This window comes from Permianibacter aggregans, assembly GCF_009756665.1.
Classification (GTDB): domain Bacteria; phylum Pseudomonadota; class Gammaproteobacteria; order Enterobacterales; family Permianibacteraceae; genus Permianibacter; species Permianibacter aggregans.
In genome coordinates this window covers 1179718-1198464 of the sequence record NZ_CP037953.1, presented here as the reverse complement: position 1 = coordinate 1198464, position 18747 = coordinate 1179718, and the positions used below count along the sequence as shown (strand labels likewise).

The 18747-nt window shown below is 55.2% G+C and carries 16 protein-coding genes and 1 other RNA gene; 6 read left to right on the top strand and 11 right to left on the bottom strand.

Features of this window, described 5'->3' with window-relative positions:
* The first annotated feature begins 105 nt into the window (after positions 1-105).
* A complete protein-coding gene (locus E2H98_RS05545; protein WP_157591263.1) occupies positions 106-933 on the top strand; it encodes a substrate-binding periplasmic protein in 828 nt (275 codons plus the stop codon).
* A 275-nt stretch (positions 934-1208) separates the two neighbouring features.
* Positions 1209-2036 (top strand): substrate-binding periplasmic protein, encoded by an 828-nt coding sequence (locus tag E2H98_RS05540; RefSeq protein WP_133590807.1) that lies wholly within the window; start codon positions 1209-1211, stop codon positions 2034-2036.
* A gap of 248 nt (positions 2037-2284) precedes the next feature.
* On the opposite strand, the gene E2H98_RS05535 is transcribed toward E2H98_RS05540, so the two are convergent.
* The 8 genes from E2H98_RS05535 to E2H98_RS05500 all read right to left on the bottom strand — a co-directional run bounded on the left by E2H98_RS05535 (position 2285) and on the right by E2H98_RS05500 (position 12592).
* Positions 2285-2824: a DUF4124 domain-containing protein gene (locus tag E2H98_RS05535; RefSeq protein ID WP_133590809.1), complete on the bottom strand. Its 540-nt coding sequence runs from the start codon at positions 2822-2824 to the stop codon at positions 2285-2287.
* A 137-nt stretch (positions 2825-2961) separates the two neighbouring features.
* The gene (locus E2H98_RS05530; protein ID WP_133590811.1) at positions 2962-4356 is read right to left on the bottom strand and encodes a DUF3999 family protein; all 1395 of its coding nucleotides are present in this window, start codon (positions 4354-4356) and stop codon (positions 2962-2964) included.
* Entirely contained in the window at positions 4353-7106 is a 2754-nt protein-coding gene (locus E2H98_RS05525; RefSeq protein WP_133590813.1) for a DUF2339 domain-containing protein, read from the bottom strand. The genes E2H98_RS05530 and E2H98_RS05525 overlap by 4 nt, the downstream gene beginning before the upstream one ends.
* A gap of 132 nt (positions 7107-7238) precedes the next feature.
* Positions 7239-7691 carry an LAGLIDADG family homing endonuclease gene (locus E2H98_RS05520; RefSeq protein ID WP_133590815.1) on the bottom strand — a complete coding sequence of 151 codons (453 nt, stop codon included), beginning with the start codon at positions 7689-7691 and terminating at the stop codon, positions 7239-7241.
* A 358-nt stretch (positions 7692-8049) separates the two neighbouring features.
* Positions 8050-8376: a transfer-messenger RNA gene (gene ssrA / locus E2H98_RS05515) on the bottom strand.
* A gap of 251 nt (positions 8377-8627) precedes the next feature.
* Complete coding sequence (locus E2H98_RS05510; protein ID WP_133590817.1) at positions 8628-9440, bottom strand: DODA-type extradiol aromatic ring-opening family dioxygenase; 813 nt, start codon at positions 9438-9440, stop codon at positions 8628-8630.
* Between the two features lie 3 nt (positions 9441-9443).
* Complete coding sequence (locus E2H98_RS05505) at positions 9444-11564, bottom strand: M14 family zinc carboxypeptidase (RefSeq protein WP_162848180.1); 2121 nt, start codon at positions 11562-11564, stop codon at positions 9444-9446.
* Positions 11555-12592, bottom strand: a complete 1038-nt coding sequence (locus E2H98_RS05500) for a hypothetical protein (protein ID WP_133590821.1) — start codon at positions 12590-12592, stop codon at positions 11555-11557. The genes E2H98_RS05505 and E2H98_RS05500 overlap by 10 nt, the downstream gene beginning before the upstream one ends.
* 128 nt (positions 12593-12720) lie before the next feature.
* On the opposite strand from E2H98_RS05500, the gene E2H98_RS05495 reads away from it, so the two are divergent.
* Positions 12721-13509, top strand: a complete 789-nt coding sequence (locus E2H98_RS05495; RefSeq protein WP_157591262.1) for a substrate-binding periplasmic protein — start codon at positions 12721-12723, stop codon at positions 13507-13509.
* On the opposite strand, the gene smpB is transcribed toward E2H98_RS05495, so the two are convergent.
* Positions 13510-13989, bottom strand: a complete 480-nt coding sequence (gene smpB, locus E2H98_RS05490) for an SsrA-binding protein SmpB (protein WP_133590825.1) — start codon at positions 13987-13989, stop codon at positions 13510-13512.
* 161 nt (positions 13990-14150) lie between these two features.
* Here smpB and E2H98_RS05485 point away from each other — a divergent pair, with 161 nt between their 5' ends.
* The 3 genes from E2H98_RS05485 to E2H98_RS05475 all read left to right on the top strand — a co-directional run bounded on the left by E2H98_RS05485 (position 14151) and on the right by E2H98_RS05475 (position 15644).
* Positions 14151-14618, top strand: a complete 468-nt coding sequence (locus tag E2H98_RS05485) for a type II toxin-antitoxin system RatA family toxin (RefSeq protein ID WP_232475465.1) — start codon at positions 14151-14153, stop codon at positions 14616-14618.
* Positions 14611-14889, top strand: a complete 279-nt coding sequence (locus tag E2H98_RS05480) for an RnfH family protein (protein ID WP_232475464.1) — start codon at positions 14611-14613, stop codon at positions 14887-14889. Before E2H98_RS05485 ends, E2H98_RS05480 begins: the two co-directional genes overlap by 8 nt.
* Before the next feature lie 125 nt (positions 14890-15014).
* Complete coding sequence (locus E2H98_RS05475) at positions 15015-15644, top strand: TetR/AcrR family transcriptional regulator (protein WP_133590829.1); 630 nt, start codon at positions 15015-15017, stop codon at positions 15642-15644.
* 160 nt (positions 15645-15804) lie between these two features.
* Here the strand turns inward: E2H98_RS05475 and E2H98_RS05470 are convergent, their stop codons facing one another.
* Positions 15805-17232, bottom strand: a complete 1428-nt coding sequence (locus tag E2H98_RS05470; protein WP_157591261.1) for a M16 family metallopeptidase — start codon at positions 17230-17232, stop codon at positions 15805-15807.
* Positions 17229-18647, bottom strand: a complete 1419-nt coding sequence (locus E2H98_RS05465; RefSeq protein WP_162848181.1) for a M16 family metallopeptidase — start codon at positions 18645-18647, stop codon at positions 17229-17231. The genes E2H98_RS05470 and E2H98_RS05465 overlap by 4 nt, the downstream gene beginning before the upstream one ends.
* Positions 18648-18747: the final 100 nt, after the last annotated feature.

The window sequence follows — 18747 nt, the reverse complement described above, 5'->3', positions numbered from 1 at the left end:
GCATTGACGCGGGCGAGACTGGAATAACAAAACCCGGACCAGATACACCTGGCTTTTGGCTATACTCAGCGATTCGCTTGTGATCAGAAATCTGTGCAAATGAGTATGAGAAGGGCTCTGGCGGTCCTGCTGTTGGTCGTGGCATCAGGTGCGATGGCCAATGTTTGCCCCAATAAAATCCGCGTTCAGCTCGACCTGGCCGCACCGACTTCCTATATCGATGCAAAAGGCACGATCACCGGCATGGATGTAGAGATGCTGCAGCTGATCTTGCGCGAAGCCGGCTGCGAGATCGAGTGGACGTTCGAATCGATGAGCATTGAGCGGGCTTTACGGCAGGTTCAAGAGGGATATGTTGATGTCATCACCCGAATGTCGATTCGTCCCGAGCGCACGCGTTATGCACATTTTTCTGAAGTCTACCGGCAAGAGGTGCTTGGCCTTTTTGCATTGAAAGATACGCCGCTGCCGGCATTCTCGACGCTGACCGAAGCTTACGAAAAAGGTGTGCGATTGATTGCTCCGGGCGCCGGTTTTTTTGGTGAGGAACTTCATCAACTGCGAGACCGATGGTTGGCATCCGGTCGAATGACTGCTTACGACTCGGCAACCTATGCCTCTCGCCTGTTGTTCACCAAACCGCCTCGTGGCGACATGATCTTGATTGATGCCGATGTGTTCCATCATTTTATTTCTGACGCGGAAACGGAACAAGTCATCAACGTTGGCGATTGGTTGCTCATTTCGCCAGCCCATATCATGTTCAGTAAAAAGACGATTTCGGCTGAACTGGTTGAACGCCTCAACGCCGTCATTCGAGAACATAGAAAGCTGGGTACATTGGCAGCAATAGAACGTCGCTATCGTCCAGCGCTGCTGATGCAAAGCATTGAACGAATGCAAGCAATGTCAGCCGTGAAATCAGTTCACTGATGGTGTGATGTTGAGCCTTAGCTGGCCAGCGGACCTTCGAGCCTGATGAACTCGTCCGATGCGAGCGCATACCAACATAAACCTGATGCAGGATTGCACTGCCCATTTTTGATCACGAAATTCCTGGGCGACCGTTTTATTATTATTTGGGCGCTGAGGGGCGTAAATCGTATTGGCGCCACGAGAAAGCTCCGGCCAGATAAGGTCCAGCATTTGTCTATACTCAGCAACGGATCAAGCGACCGTCGTGTCGTCGGCAACGTGGGCAAAACGATATGAAGAAAGCTCTGGCAGTATTGTTGTTGCTTCTGGCCACATCGACCGAGGCCAACGATTGCCCGAGCAAAATACGCGTGCAACTCGATCTGGCGGCACCGGCTTCCTATCTCGACGAGAAAGGTCAGGTAACCGGCATGGATGTCGAGATGGCAGAGACGATTCTTGTTGAAGCCGGTTGCCAAATCGAATGGGTAACCGAGCCAATGAGCATTGAGCGGGCCTTGCGTTTGTTACGTGAAGGTCGTATCGATGCCATGACTCGGATGTCTTTTCGTACCGAACGCACCCGCTACGCACACTTCTCCGAAGCGTATCGGCAGGAAGTCATTGGCCTGTTTGCGCTCGAGGACACACCGCTCCCAGCATTCAAAACCTTGGCTGAGGCTTACGAACAACAGGTCCGCCTGATTGCTCCGGCATCCGGATTCTTTGGTGAGGAGTTTCAGGTGTTGCGTGAACCGTGGCTCGCTTCCGGGCGCATGACCGCTTACAACTCCGCGACCAAAGCGGCGCGCTTGCTGTTCACCAAACCACGGCGCGGCGACATGATTTTGATCGATGCGGATGTGTTTTTTCACAGCATTTCAGCGGCAGAGAGCAAGCAGGTTCTCAATGCCGGTGACTGGCTGCGTATTGCGCCGGTACATATCATGTTCAGTCAGCAAAGCGTTTCCGCCGCGCTGGTTGAACGAGTCAATGCGGTGATTCGTCGGCGCTTGCAACGAGGCGCCTTGGCAGAAGTTGAGCGTCGTTATCGACCGGCATCGTTGATGCAGAATATTGAGCGCCGTCAAGCCGTGGCAACACCGATGCGACAGCCCTGAACCGCGAAGCGCCAATACGGTTTCAGCGGTGTAGGTTAGGTCATTTGTCTTATGCGGGGACTGGGTCGATTGTCCTGGCTTGTCAAGCGACGTGGTGCCGTAGCCGGCCAGAACGGCATTTGGCTTGGCCGTATTGGGTGGAATTTGCTGTGCTTTGCGCTTGGTTGGGCTGCCGAGGAGAGCGGAGGATATTGAACAGAGAGGTAGTATGAAAAAGAGCGGCCATTCTGCCGCTCCTTTAATGATGATTAATTGCTTATTCGCTTGTAGCGGAACTCATCGTCACCGTATTTTCCTTTCGTGCTGAAGTGCATGACGTTGTCATCGAACGAGATTAATTTGCGACGGCGCACATCCGATTTGCTTTCGGTTTTTTGCTGGCCGTTGGGCATTGTCATCGTTTTTGCGTTGACCTGAATGATCAGCATATCGCCGAGCAATTTCCAGGTGCCGGTAATGCGCGTTTTCATGCCCATTGCTTCGCCGGCTCGGATGTAATCGCCGTTGGCGGTAAACGTCTCATGGATATCTTCCAGGATCTCATCCTGCCAACGGCCAATAACCTGATTGCGCTGGAACGGGCCGCTGCTCGATTCCGTTTCGGCATCGGCTTCGGCTTCGGGTTCATCGTCACCGCTGATCTTTTTCGCACCCTCGACCGGGCGGTCGCTGAAATGGACTTTGCCGTCTTTATCTACCCATTTGTAGATAGTGTTGGCCTCGGCGACCGATGGCATCAGCACGTGGGCAAGGCCGCAGCAAAGCAACAGCGCGTATATACGGTACATCTCAAATCTCCATATAAGTAAAAACGGAGCGGACGCGTGCCCACTCAACACCGGTGTTCAGTAAGATCCAGACCGGAAGCCGGCGATTTTCCAGTCCTTGGCCGCGTTACGCAAGCAGGAACGGCGGCATTGACGCGTCAGTCCGCTTTCGGTGCCTGGCGGAAAAGCCGAAATACCGCGTAAAGCATGATCACGCTGGCGCCGATCAACAGTGACCACAAAATGATGTGGCGAAGGTTTCTCGGTGCTTCTTCAGGGGCGGTGATGGCGGCCACTTGAGCTTGTACTTGCACAGTCGTTGCTGGCGCGTCGCTGCCGATGTCGAGTGAGTCGAATATTTCCTGCATAGCGCTTATCGAGCGATGGTTGGCGTCGTCAGTGCGAATCAGGAGATACGGTGAGTGGCCATTGGCCAAAAACTGGAACTGCCATCGCGGCGCATGAAAGCACAGGCTCGGAGGGTGTGCGGTCGCCTCGCTGTCGTCGACCTCGATACGCCAATGTCTGGCGCTACCTTGTGAAAGCGCGATAGCGCTCGATGAGTACCACTGCTCTTGATGACGAATATGATGCCAAGTGCCATTGAATACTTCTCGCCAATCCTGATCGTTCTCGTTCTTGCTCAGCAGGCGCAAATCGCCAATGAAACCACGCTGGCCAAAATCGATAAACACGGTATTCGCTGGTGCTCGCTCCTGACGCGGATATTCCCAAGCGGTAACCGGAACATCATCGCGTCGACGCTGACGGCTGCTCGTTGCCCGCACCTGATGATCAGCAGCATGACCGTTTACCGTCCACGCCATCGTAGCGCTTTTTGTCTGCTGATAACGCTGATGGTGGCCGATGATGCTGTTGAGGACAATGGGTGATTCTGGCTCGAACTGCACTTTCAAATAATCGTGCGTGGCAGCCTGCGCGGGTAGATCCAAATGATTCTTTTCCAGCATCGTATCGTTGGCGAGCAGACGTGTCAGGGCAAATCGGCCAGCATGCTGCCAGTGTTGTAAATCATTGCCGTAATAAACATTCAACGAATAAATCCGATTGCTTTCGTCTCCTTGCCAATTGAATCGCAGCTGCGACGGCCGTTGTTCGATGTCGCGCAAATCAATCAGGTACTCGGTTGTGGAGTTGGCGCCGGTCTGTTGCGCCGCTTCGGTACGCACTTCGATGCTATTTGGTGTTACCCGAATCATCGCGGGCGGTAGTGAGGTATTCGTTGGCGTTTCATTTGTGGTCAGCAGGAATACTGGCAGCGCTATGTCGTCGGCAATCAAGTCCGGCACAGGCTTCTTTTGTACAAAGCGAAACGGCACAGGATTGCCGAGCTGATCTTTTACCTGCAAATGACTCCAGCGTTCACCAAGGTCCAAGCCAAACCAGTCCGGCGTCACTTCCGCTTGCAGCAAGGCTTGCTGATCCGTGTCGATTATAAAAACGACGGTTTCTTCGGCGTGTGATGTGACATGGCTAAGCAGGGACGCCAAGCCGAACATGGCGATCTTGCCGGAGAAAAACAGACGGTTCATGAGGTTTTCTCCGTCGCGACGGATTTCGGGGGAAGTGGCGAGATATAGCCAATCAACAGCATCAACGCACCGACGACCAGGAACGAAACAATGCGGGTCAAGGTGCCGGAGTCGGCCAGTTCCTTGAAGAACAGTTTCAACAACACCATGCCAAGCAAGCCGGCGCCGACCATCCACACCTGGCGTTGCTGCCAACGCTTGGCTAAGTACATTGCCAGTAACGCGAACATCGTCCACAGAATCGACAAGGCCATTTGCACGGTCATCGATCGCCACAGAGCGTAGGCGGTATAGGGGATGTCGAGGTAGTAATGCAGCGAGCGCAGCAGCATGGCATTCAAGACAACGAAGCCCATGGCAGCCAGCACGCCGACACGCCAAACAAAGGGCAGACGATCCAGCGCACACAACGAGTACTTGTTGGCATAAATGAGTAACAGGATGACCGCGAGCTGGCCGAGATCCATGACGTTAAGTACCGGCACAAATGGCATGCTTGATATCACACCGCTACGGAAAGTGGCGGAGATAAACCAACCGACACTAAGCGCCAGCGGCAGCGCCGGAACGATCACGCGGTAAGCAAATGGAAAGTCGCCAAATGGCCAACGCTCAATGCGATGAACCATCATGCTGAGCACGACCGGCACCGAATAAACCAATAACCAGATGGCTTGTTGCAATAGCGAGGTGTCCGCGAACTGCTGTAACTGCAATTGCGTTTCCCGGAACAGTAACAGTAGCAACAGTACACCGCCGATGGCGTGATAAGCCTCTTGTAGCGTGTTGGGCCATTGCTGCGTATTGTTACGCAGCAAACGATAGTGACAAACATAGAACACGCCATACGCCAATGCGCCAGCGATGCCGAATGGATGCAAACCTGCTGCGCCGAGCAGACTGAAACTGGTCAGCACCACCACCGGTAACAAAGCAAAACCCGTAAAGTGTAATCGTTGCCATGGCAGTTTGTTTTTCAGCCAGAGTAGTGTGGTCACGAACACGCTGCTGTACAGAATAAAACCGGGTGCGCGCCATTCCCGAATCAAATGAGCCAGCATTTCGTTGAGCTGGGCGATACTGAACAACAATAACCCGGCGCCGAGCCATGCTCCGCTCAGAAAGGCTTCATTGCCCGTGCAATGTTCAGTAAATTGATCAAGCAACCAGGCGATCACAACAGCCGAGACGCTGATCAAAATAAGGCCAAGATAATCGCCTTGAATAAATGGCGCGTCGCCGGTTTGCAGGCCACCATCAGACAGCAAGGAAAGAAACGCCAGAACTTGCAGCAGATATCCGGAAAGACGTGGCAGTAGCTTTCGCTGCTGCAACCCAACCCATAGCAGGCCCACGCCTTCCAGCGCCCAGGTCGCCGCGGTCCATTGCGCATCGAGCGCCAGCGGCACGGCAATGGTGGCAAATACACCGCCCAAACACAGATAGCTGTAGCCAAGCAAGGACAAATCCTTTGCGGTGCGTTTCAACACAAAAACGGCAAGAAGAATGTACACAGCCGCCAACGCCAACGCGGAAATCGCCAGCGCATAAGGCGAGTCGCCAACCAACGCATTTTGTAAACCAAAGGCCAGTAACGGCAGACCGAAAACCAGGCTGCCATCGACCAAGCCTTTCAATTTCGGTGGCTGACGTAAGGCGAATAAAAATGAAATGGCAAGAAACTGCAGAAAGAAGGCAATCAGAAAAAGTTGTGAACTCAAATAGTGCGCGTCGCGATAGCGCAATACGCCCCAAGCCGTCGCCACGATAAACGTGAAAGCGAAACTGGTCAGGTTCAACAGCCGCCAGGCTTTGAACCAGGCGATCAACAAAATGCCGAGATTCAGCAACAGGTAGTAGCTGAACAGTGCGATATGATTGCCATCACCTGATGAAGTCAGTATTGGTGCCAGATAACCGCCGATGCTGGCCAGCAAAGCCAGCGACAGCGCATTTTGCAAAACAGCCAACAGCGAACCGAGCATGACGACCAGAAACATCATTGCAAATGCACCGGTCAGCGGAAACAGCGTGTAGTACTTTGCTGCCGCGAAAATCAGTGCGTACAACAAACCGATGCCGCCGCCTTGCAGTACCAACCCGTACTGGCCTTCGCGTGTGCGTAACTTCCAGCCGATCACCATCATCGCAATGGCGCCGCAAGCGACGGCAATCAAACGCAACTCGATCGGCAACATGCTGTGTTCAGCGGCATACTTTAATAAAAAGCTTACGCCAAAGAACAGCACCACGACGCCGATGCGCACGACCGGATTACCCTGCGTAAAGAAATTGCTGATGAATTGGAAAACGCGTTCGAACGGGTTGAAGGCTTCGCCCGGTGCAGTGGTGGATTTTTCGTTTCGGGATTGCCAAGGGGCGCGAGCAGGGACATCGCTTTGCGATTCAAAATCTGCATCGCGCTGGTAGGAAGCCGTTGGCGCCGCAACGGAGGCGATGGTTTCTTGTGTTGGTGCGGCTCGTGGTTTGGGTTCAGGCTCCGGTTGTGATTCAGGAAAGCCATGAACCGGTTCGTGCACGGCCGGTTTGCGATGTTCGTTTGGCACTGCCAAGCTGGATTCACTTCGCCAGCGCCGAAAGGCCGACTCCAGTTCACTGACGCGTCGGGAAAGTTTGATGCAATAACCGAGCAAAGCGCCAATCGCCAAACCGATCAACCAGCCGCCGCGACCCAATTCATCGGCACCAAAGGCCAGACCGACCAATCCCAGAATAATGATCCACCACATCTGTCATATCCCTGTTGTTATCTCGTCACTGAGCTTGGAATGGCTCTTAGCGACGATGGTTTCGGCATTATCGTGGATTTCTATGCGTTGACAAGCCGGAGCGGGTTAAGTGGGTAACTTCAATCAGCATGGTTAGACATGGTCTTCGGCACTTTCTTCTTGATGAGGTTTGGTGGCCAGCACTTGCTGTTCAAAAGCGGCCCGCGCGAGGCGCTGTGCATCGGAGTATTTGCCGTTTCTTGGAGTCACGGAAAGATAGTGTTGCAAGATGAGTTGCGCCCGTTGCGCTTTATAGGAGCGCAGAAAGCTGGCTACTTGCTGCAACAAGGCCAGCGCCTGTCGATTGTAAATGGCGTACGCGAATTGCGGTGCGTGGTGCGCCTGACTTGTTCGCTTTCGAGTAATTTTTCCAGCGCCAGTAACGAGGAGAACATAGTCGAGTATGCCACGCTCCGAGCTGGCAATAGACACACTGAGTTGACGGTTTTCATTGCGATGTTTGCGAATCAGCGTGATGGTGCCTTCGCCGTCGATTAATCCGGCGATATAGGCTGCGTCTGTTGCGGATAAGGTTTTTACGTCCATGTTATTCCCCAAAGTAAAACGCCCCGAGCTGCATCGCAACTCGGGGCGGTATTTGGTGGAGGCGGCGGGACAGCCTGATCTTTATCTTTCGATAAAGGCTGGACTATTCCTTCACCTGAACAACCAAATCGCTGTTGTTCAGGGGAGGGCGTTTGTGAGCAGCTGAATTTGCCCACCCTAGTACTCCGTAAACAAAAATTCATTCAAGAAAATTCGTTTCGTAGGAGCCTATGAGTCTCTAGCCGGCTTACTGGTTTCCCATTCACCGGACGGCGTTGGCCTGGGGTTTCCCCGTTAGCGTCCACCGTTTGAGCCCTCTTTTCCAACGGAAATCACTTTCCGTGGCGACCATTTAAGTTAATCGAACCCGCGTCCGCAAATCCTCTGCCTTTGGTACTACATGCTTAGTGCTGCCATTTGAGTTAACGTTTCAAGCGCCGACGCACAGGCTCATGAAACGCGATCCCGGTAGGTTTTCGAGTGTGAACGTTGGGCCCGCTCACACCTTAGCCTCTGTAGATGACTGCTAACCGGTACCAGTGGCGCTCCCGGGTCGCAGTTTAGCCTTAAGCGGCTAAAGCGTAGTTGTCGTCGTTGGCAACTATAATTTGCAACAGAGTGGGTACGAGATCCTGTTGCCGTCTCGGCATGCACCTCAGGGTTTGTAATCCACGTCGAAGCCAGATCGCCCCCAGAGATTGTGTCGTTACCCGTCCATGGTGGGCCCACCGGCCCTCACATCCTTGTGAGGGCGCTCAAGCTCGCGCAACGCTCATCCGCGTTGCCAACGCGAGCTTTCGCCCACGTCGAAGCCAGATCGCCCCCAAAGGTTTTACTACTTACCTCACCAAAATGGGGATGAAGCAGGCAGTAATCAAGTCATTATCGCACGAATGGCGGCATCGGTTCACGTCGATGCGAGGTCTACGACAGAAATCAGTCCGGCAGGTTCCCGAATCGGTAGCTGGAAACGGTGATGCCGCCGAATAAATCATGTTGACGATAAATACATCCAGCCGGCTCTTGTTCGGCGGCGCCGAGTGCCACCATCAACGGCAGCAAGTGGTCTTCGCGGGGGTGGGCGATGCGAGCTGATGGTGCCTGACTCCAATGTTCCAATCGCTCTCGACGCGTATCAGGCTCCGATTCCACCAGGGTTTGCTGTAACCACTTATCGAATTGTCGCGATGGTTCAGCGCCGCCAGGACCGAGCAAGCGCAGGTTGTGGTAACTCATGCCGCTGCCGACAATCAGTATATTTTTTTCTCGCAACGGCGCCAGCGCCCGGCCGGCAGCAAGATGGGCTGCCGGGTCCATGCTGTGCAACAAGGACAACTGCACCACCGGTACATCCGCCTCGGGATACATCGGATACAGCAAGCTGAACGCGCCGTGATCGAAACCCTGCTCTGAATCCAGATGACAGGGCAATCCGACATCGCGCAAGCGCTGTTGCACCTCCGCGGCCAACGCCGGATCGCCCGGCGCTGGGTAACGGACGTGGTAGGTGTGTTCAGGAAATCCGTGATAGTCGTAAACCATGCCGGGTGTGGCGGCGCTGGCAACCTGAAATTCCACTGCTTCCCAGTGTCCGGAGATGACCAACACCGCACTCGGTTTCTCCGGCAGTTCAGCCGCCACCGTTTTCAGCGATTGTTCCAGTTCGCCAAACATCCGGCTGAACTCGTTGTCCATAAACGGCCATGGACCACCGCCGTGCGAAAGAAAATAACTGGGAAGCCTGGTCATTATTCAACGCTCTTTCCGTCGCCAAGCCAGCGTCAAACCGATCAGCAAGGCTGTCAGTGGCCAGGAACCGCCACCACCGCCGCTTGAAGGTGGCGCGGGTGGACTGGTTACCGTAATCGTCAGATTTGCCGAGGTGCGGTTGCCGGCAATATCGATTGCGGTGATCGTCACCGTGGTGACGCCACTGGTGCTCGGTGTGCCGCTCAAGCGTCGCTCCGTTGCGTTGAATTGCAGCCACGATGGCAGCGCGCCGCCAGCGCTACGCGCCTCATAGCTGAGCGCGGCGCCTTCCGGGTCGGTGAAGACATTGTCGGCGAACTGATAACTCAATGCCTGCCCGCTTTGCACCGACTGGTTCTGCAAAACACCGTGGTAAACCGGTGGCTGACCGCTGGTTTTCAGCGCGAAGCTATCATCGTAGCCGCCGCTATCTCCGGGTTGATCAAATTCATTGTCATAGCGCTGCCAAACGCCGCCGGAAAAGCCTGCTAACGTGGATGGATTGCCGTCGAGTTGGGCACCGGTTAAATCAGCGGCCAGTACACGCAATTTTATCGTCACGTAATTATCGCTGTTGCCAATGCTCGGCCACACAACATCCGCCTGGAATTGATCGTAGTGGTAACGGAACTTATCGCTGTCGCGCAGCCATTCGGCGTTTTGCAGCGTCAACGGATAGAGTTGCACATTGCCGTTGCCGTCGAGCGTTTCGACAACAAGACTCGGGAACGGCTCGATCTGCACACCATTGGCAACGCCGGGATCGCCTTGCGGAGTCAGCAAGCGCATCGGTTTATTGAAGCGCAAGCTGACTTGCAGCGGTTCGCCGTCATCCGGTAGACGATCAACGGTAAGCACTTGCACGCGACTGGTATCGGATTGGGCGTTGTGAAGATTGCTGGCGATAACGGTGGAATCATTTTTTGCCAGCAACGTCGATTGCAATAACGCCGGTGGCCCGGATTGCGCATACATCGCCAGCAAGGTCGCGCGCGTCAGTTCGTTGCGCACGCGGGCGATCTGGTTGGCTGGCAAAATAAAACCGTCGTGGGTGACGCCAAAACCACCGTATTGCGCGGAGCTGTTTTGCGGCTCGATTTCCAGCGTGTAGGAGGGCACTTGGTAATTGGCGGCAAAATAATCTTGCGTCGTACCAATGCCGGAATTCGCCGGGTCCGGCGACACGACATAACCGCTGTTGGCGTTGTTGACCATCAAGCGGCCGAGATTGAGTGCAATCTGGTTGTAGCGCGAATCGGAGGTTTGTGACAGATAATAAAGCTGGCTGAAGCTGTGCATGTCGATATACAAGCGCATTTGCTGATTTGCGAATTGCGTGCCGGCGTTGTACAGCGCTTGCGTTTCCGGTTCGGAGCCGGGGCCGCTGCCGTGATAGACGAGCGAACGGTTGTCATTCGACGAGCGATTGGTGCTGGCCCAGAACGGATTGTTGTTGCGGTTCAGATCGATGCCGAACAGGTTGTCGTTTTCGGTATTCAATAACTCATCGACGCCAAGCATATTCTTGCGTCGCATCCTGCCATCACGTGGCCAGTCGGAAGGGTCAGCAGAAAACGTTGAGCGCATCACCTGGTTGGGGAAGCGCTGGGTTTGCAAAAAGCCGTCAACGTTCAATACCGGAATGATGATCAGGCTAGTGTTTTCCAGCAGATACTGATGCAGGCCTTCGTCGCCACGTTGCTCGAACAGTCTCTCCATGATCGCCGTGGTTACTTCCGGTGACTGCCATTCGCGGGCGTGAATGCCGCCGTTGATCAGAATGCCGGCTTCGACACCGACGCCTTCGGCGGTGACCGCGTCGGCATCGGAAAACTGATAGGCCCAAACCGTCCGATTATTGTGCGTGCTGCCGACATTGATGGCACTGATCAAATCTGTACTCGTGTCCATTTGGGTATGGCGAGCGTGCAGGCTGTCGTAACGGCGAAATCCATCGACTTGCAATAACGAGTCAATCGGTAAAGGCACCGGGTAACCAAGCGCAACCGTGTTGCTGCCGCCAGGATTTTCCACATAAGTCAATGTGGTTGCGGCACTGGCACCGCTCAATAGCATCGCGCTGGCGATGATAGAAAGTTTTCTCGCAAAAATGTTCATTGCCATGGCGCCAGCTCCTTTTGCACGCTGGTCGCGAGACCTTGCTGCTTTGCCCATACTTTCAGCGTGTGCTCACTGTCGCTGTTGTTGATCAATCGCATGCCAAATACCGCACGTTTCTGCTGCCCGGCATCGCCACTGGCAAACCATTTCTGCAATAGATTTTTTGCTTGCTGAGGTTGCGCTTGCACCAGTGCGTACAGCGCGCCGTCGTCACCGGCCAGACTTTTTTGCTGAATGAATTGCAGCGCATTGACATCGCCACTGCGAGCCAACTGGGCGTACAGCACTGTGCGATGGATGCTTTTTTCCGGCAGCGGTTTGCTGAGGTTCAGCAAGATTTGCGTAGGCAGCCATTCATCCAGTGTTTGTGCAAAGCGCACTAATTCAGCGTCGGCCGAGCGTTGCAACAAAGCGGCAACCAGTTCGGTATCCTGATGGCGTTTGGCAAGGGCCATCGCCAAGGCAGGTGCCTGTTCGGTCAGTAGAGTGCGCGACGACGGATTCAGCTGCCAAGAGGGGAGATGCTGTTCATGTTCCACCCGGTACAGCCACGCGCGCTGATCGACGACATTCATTTGCGACCATTCGGCACTGAGTTGCTCCAGTGAGATTGTTGTCGGCAATTCCGCTGCCCGCTCCCGCACCGCATACCATTGCAAGGTGAGCCGGGCCTGACTGGCGATATGCGTCATAGGCACCGCGCGCTCGCGGCCTTCAAAATCCTGGCTCAGTGCATAGGTGGATTGGTAATCGGTCAACGGTTGCAGAAAACGTTTTGCCTCTGATGAGGGCGGCATCGTTTGCAACCGCTGAATGACTTGCTGCAACAGCCACTCGCGCGCGATCGGTGAGTGTTGTTGCTCAAGCTGCGTGCGTAGCTGCTCGATAAACTGCTGGTCATCAGCTTGTTGCAGCCATTGTGTCGTCAGCTGTGCTTCCGGGTTTTGCAGAGCCTGGCGAAGCTCGGCAGGAGCAATGGTTTGCGCTTGCAGCCAGAACACACTGGCCAGCGCCATGCTGGAAACAATCATGATAGCCCTCCATATGGCTTGCCTTGAGCTTAACGCCGATGACGCGACGCCGCAGTGAAAAATTACCGTTATGCCGGCCGCGTCAACTATGCTTCTTGCACGGGGGATTCAACAATAAAGGACAGGCCATGCGTCGCGTTTGTTTGGCGATGCTGTTGCTGACCGTCGCTTTCAGTTCAGCGCGAGCCGGTGAACTCGATGGAATCGTGCGCATCTGCGAGGACGAGCATGGCTGGCGGCCATTCAGCTATTGGGAGGCCGCGTCAGGTCGGGCACAGGTCATCGGCTTTTCGGTCGATATCATTGATCGGATTTTCACTGAAGCTTCCCAAGCCTACCGAATCGAGATGGTGCCTTGGGCGCGTTGTTTGCGGGCATTGATGGATGGCCAGTCATACGACATGACCTTGAGTATTTCCCATTCAAAGGAACGTGCCGAGAAACTGCTGTTGTCAGCGCCGTATTACCAAACCACCACGCATCTTTTTTATCGCCGCGTGCGTTTCGCCGAACAGCCGTCATTTACCTCGCCACAACACTTGTCGCGTTTCCGGCTCTGTGGTTTGCACGGTGCGGTATTTCCCAATATCGATATTCCGCCAGCGTCGATTGAGCAGAGCGCGCAGAACATGAGCTCATTGCTCGACAAGCTGCGCCGTGATCGCTGCGATTTCGTTGTCAATGCGCTGGAGGTTTGGCGAAATGATCCCGTGACGCGTGAGCTACATTTGCACTGGGATCCGATCAGCAGCGTCCGCATTGCCTGGCAAACGCCGCAGCACTATTACATGGCGATGGCCAATCCGGATTCGGGGCGAGCTCGGGCATTGAAGTCGATTGTGGATCAGGGGCTGCAGCAGTTGCAGCAGCGCGGTGAGCTGCAGCTATTGCGGAAAAAATGGCGACTGGATGAGTGATCAGCGCACCTTGTGCTTCATCGTCCGTTCTTTCTCGCGCTGCCATTCGCGCTCTTTGGTGGTGTCGCGTTTATCGTGTTCAGCTTTACCTTTGGCGAGGCCCAATTCCACTTTCACACGATTGCTTTTCCAGTACAGCGACAACGCCAGCAGCGTGTAACCTTTCTGTGCCACTTCAGCCGACAACTTGGCGATCTCGGTTTTGTTCAGCAGCAGTTTGCGGGTGGCGGTCGGGTCCGGCACAAAGTGTGTGGACACCGTGTTCAGCGGAATCACTTGCGCGCCGAGCAGAAACGCTTCGCCATTCTTGAAAATGACGTAGCTGTCGGTCAGGTTGGCCTTGCCTTCGCGGATTGCCTTGACTTCCCAGCCTTGCAACACGATGCCGGCTTCCAGGCGTTTTTCGATGAAATAGTCGAATTTCGCCCGGCGATTGACGGCGATCGTGGCGGATTGGTTTTTCTTTTCGGCTTTACTCATCAACTGTCCGATAACGGGCGGGAAAACTCCCCTCACATCAAGAGGGGCAATCATCGCTGCGCGATGCACTGTGCTTCAAGGGGGCGCATTATACCGATCTTGTCCTGGCCTGCTGGTTCGGTAATTACCGAACCAGGTCCGGCGACAGGCGCTATGTTAAGATGCGCGCCCTTTCTGATGCGATTGTTGTAGCGATGCCGCAGGTTCACCGAGAAGCGCTGGTGCCATACAGCCCGGCCCAGATGTTTGCCCTGGTCAATGACGTCGAGCGCTATCCGGAGTTTTTGCCCGGCTGCGCGGCAGCGCGGATTCTGAGCCAGGACGAGCAGTCGATGCAGGCGCAACTGACGCTGGCCAAGGGCGGCTTTCAGCAATCATTCACCACTGAAAACCGTTGGCAGGCGCCGGATTACCTGACGATGAAACTGGCCGAAGGGCCGTTCAAATTCCTCAATGGCGAATGGCGCTTTGTCGCGCTCGGTGATGCCGGTTGCCGGATCAGCCTGAAAGTCGATTTTGAATTCACCTCGATGCTGGCCGGCATCGCCTTCGGTCCGGCCTTCCAGCGCCTGATGCTGTCGCTGGTCGATGCCTTTCAGCAGCGCGCCCGGGAGGTCTACCGTGATTGATGTCGCCGTCGAGGTGGCCTATGCTCTGCCACATGAGCAAGTGCTGATTGCCCTGACGGTGCCGGAAGGCTCAACGGTCGAACAGGCCATTGAACTCAGCGGTATCAAGAAGCGTTTCCCGGACACCGATTTTTCGACGCTGAAATACGGCATCTGGTCACGGGTAGTGCCGGCCGATCAGACCGTGCGCGAGGGCGACCGAATCGAGCTGTACCGACCGCTGATCGCCGACCCGAAAGAAGTGCGCCGGGCCCGAGCCAACAGGGCCTGAAGTCCCATCTTGCTGCCTCTTTTTGCCGCTAAGGCAAGAAAACACAGTATCTGCTGACAAATTCCGTTTTTTTCCGGTAAGGCCTATTACACTTGTTTTTATTCAGTTCCCCGGAAGCCGTCGGAATGGCCGATAACCCCTCCGTTCTGCCGCGCAAGCAGCCACGACAGGCGCGCAGCCGGCAAACGGTAGACAAAATCCTGAGCGCCGCCGAAACCATTCTCGTTGAGGGTGGCTTGCTGGCATTCAACACCAACGCCATTGCCTCGTCTGCCGGTGTCGATATCGCCTCCTTGTATCAGTACTTTCCCGGCAAGGAATCGATTGCCTTTGCGCTGTTGGAGCGCCGCTGCCTGGCCTTGCAGGCTCGCTGCGAAGTCTGGCGCTTGGAGGCCGAGAACGCGCCGCTCGCGCATCTGTTGGAGCAAGTGGTCGTGGCGCTGTACCCGAGCGACAAGGCCACATGGGCCTTACCAGAGCTGCAACCGCTGATTGAACAAGTGCCGGAGTTGCGCGATCTGACCGACGCGCTGTTGCAGGATTTGGCGATGCTCTGGGCCGATGTGTTGGAGCAGCGCGGCTCCTACTGGCCAAAACCCCAGCTGGTCGATTTCTGCCGGCTGTTCATGGTCATGCTGATGGCCGGCCAGCTCTACAGCACCCGCCACGAACACAAGGACATCCTGCAGGAATGGTTGCGCGATGTCGCCTTGTCGATGCTGCGCACCTGTCTGCCGGCGCAGGCGATGCCGTAGCGAATCGCGCACGCATTCAAACCGAGCAAAAAAACCTTCGAACAATCGGTAATGGATTCCCGCTTTCGCGGGAATGACGACCTAGTTAGTGTTCATCAATGGGGTAGGGAGAGGGGATCGGAGAACCAGCGATGCCAATCCACTGTCGCCCTTTTTTATTTCACTCCGGCACCTTATCTTCAACAACAATATTTGCCTGCGGAAACTTGGCGCGCAAATCCGGCAGGATTTTATCGGCATCGCCGCGCATGACGATCACCGGAGATTCGGCAAAAACCTTTTGCGCGAGCTGCTGCACATCGTTCGGTGTTAATGCTTGCAGCCGTTGTTCGCGCGCCAGGAACTGCGGCCAGCTGCGCTGCATTTGCAAAATGTGACCATACACATCGAGTTGACCTTCGACGGAGTCCAGACCGACCCGCCATTCGCCGAGCAATTGTTGTTGCAGCAGAGAGAGTTCGTCGGCGTCGATCAGTTGCTCCTTGGCCAGACGCATATGATCAAGCAAGCCATGAATAAAGGCTCCGGTATTTTCCAAACGTGTGGAGCCGCCAAAGCGCAGCATCTGCGCCAGCGGTTTTTGTTCGCAACCGCCGCCAACGGCGTAAGCCAGTCCACGTCGTTCGCGCAAGTCAGCGAACAATCTGCCGGCAAAACTGCCGCCTAGCCATTCACCCAAAAACGCACAGGCAAGGCTCATTTCCGGGCCGGTATCGGCCAGCACATAACCCAAGGTGATTTGCGTTTGCACGGTGCCTGGCGCATCGAGCACATGCAGCGTCAATGGCATCGATGGCGGCAACGTCGGCAGCGCCCGGTTTTTATCAACGGCAATCGGCAGACTGGCCAGTTGCCGAGTAAAAATTTCGTGCAGGGCCTCCGGCGCTGTCGGGCTGGCAATCAGCAAATGCCAAGCACTGGCATTGCGATGCTGTTGCCAGATTTGCTGCAGATCATCGCTTTGCAATTCATTGAGTCGCTCGGCCTCGGTTTGCAGGCTTAAATACGGATGCCCTTCGCCGAGTGCAATCAGATTCCACCAACGGCGATAATCGTTGCCGAAAAAACGCTGCTCATGCCGGCGCATTTTCAGCGAACGTTTGACGCGTTCTGCATCGACCTCGGCAAGCGGATAATCGCGCCAGAGGCTGATGAAAAACTCAATCGCCGGGTGTAGCTCAATATCGTAAACGGTGGCGTGCAATTGAAAACTGTGTGGGCCGGCTGAACCTGACCAATAGCGGCTGAACTGCCATGGACTTTGCGCCATGTCGCCATGTTTGAATTCGCGCAGCGCTTCAGCCAGCACATCGGCTTGTTCGCCGTAGGCATCGTGATTCAACCGAATCAAACGCACTTCGTTGCGGCTCAATCCCGGGCGATGGAAATAGTGCAGGAAATGATTGGAGCCAACTTGTGTTACCTGCGGCGGCGATAATTGCAGCGGCGGCACCGTTGCCAACGCTGGTGCAGCGGCGAGTTGTTGCACCGGGATCACCTGCGCTGGTTCGACGGGCGTGAAGTGAGTGGCTTTTTGCGCGCAAGCGCTCAACAAGATGAGAGGTAACATCGCCAAGATGGTTTTCATAGTGCGCTTTCCTCCAGTCCTTTGGCCCAGCTTTCCGGCAACCATTCAAGCAAGGTTTTCGCAACGCGCATATACCAGGCGGGTTGCAGTTCCAGACGTATCGGTTGGCGTTGAAAATACTGTTTGGCGACGCGCTGCAGATCGGCGGAAGTCAGTGCCTGTATATTTTGCCATTGCCCGGTCAGCGGCGTGTGCGGAAAGCGCTCACCGTTTGCCACCAGGGCACTGGCCAATTGCAGCGGATCATCAAGCCGGCGCAACTGTTGTTCGATGTGATCGGCTTTTAGTTGGCAGAGCCGTTCGGTGCTCAATCCCTGTTCGGCGACCTCGGCGATGTTCTGCAATACCGTTTGCTCAAGATCGTCGAGGCTTTTATGTGCGCGCGGCACCAGAACCAGATTGCTGAGGCCATGATCGGCCATCGGCAGCGCTATCGATTGCACGATGAACGTGCTGTCTTCTTGGCGTAGCGCTTGCTCAAGACGATTGTCGGGCATGCCCAGCAAATGTCGTTCAAATAGATCAATCGCGGCCCGATCCGGATGCTGCTGGCCAACGGTGTGCCAAGCCAGCAATAGCGCCGGCCATGGCGAACGGCTATCGGTCAGCGTCGCTTCGGCTTCAGTTGGCTCGACGGTAATGGCGGCATCAGCAGGCGGCAGCTCGCGCGGATTGCGCCAATCACCAAATTGTTGTTGCAGCCATTGTGCCGCCTGCTCCGCTTGAAACTGACCCGTCAACGCGATGCGGGTATTGGCCGGAAAATAATGGCGTTGATGAAAACGGGACAGCGAGGCCGGCGTGGCGTTGACGATATCTTCGCGGCGACCGAGCACATCATGCGCATACGGCGTGCCGGCCATTTGCTGCAGCATGAACTCCATGCTGGCACGGAAAAACGGCGTGTTATCAACCCGCATCGCGGTTTCTTCCAGCACCGCGGCTTTTTGATTCTCGACGGTTTTTTCACTGAGTACCGGACGTCGAAAACGATCGGCTTCCAACCAGAGCACACGATGCAAGGCATGGGCCGGAAACTGGATGTAATAACGGGTGTAATCAAACCAGGTTTCGGCATTGAATTGGCCACCAAGCTGGCGCATCGCTTGCGTGTAGGCTTCACCCGGCGCATTTTCGCTGCCTTCAAACAACAAATGCTCGAACAGATGCGCGTAACCGGTTTCGCCGATTTGTTCGTGTCGTGAGCCGACATCGACTTCGGTGGCGATGGCCACGGTTTGCTGCGCTGGCATCGGCAGCAGCATCAGCTGCAAACCGTTGGCCAGTGTGTGGTGTTCAATGCGTGCCTCCGCTTCGCGCAAGGCGTCCGCGCCTTGTTCGGCTAACTGGCATTGATCAATCGCGGAGCCGGCGCTGACACTGGCTAGCTGGATAAAAAATAAACTGGCAATCATCAACAGCGACATCCTTTCCGTCGTTATGGCTGAGTTGGAGTGGGGCGAGGCAATTTTGTCACCCGTACCTGCCGCAAATTTTTTATAGTACACGCTTTAT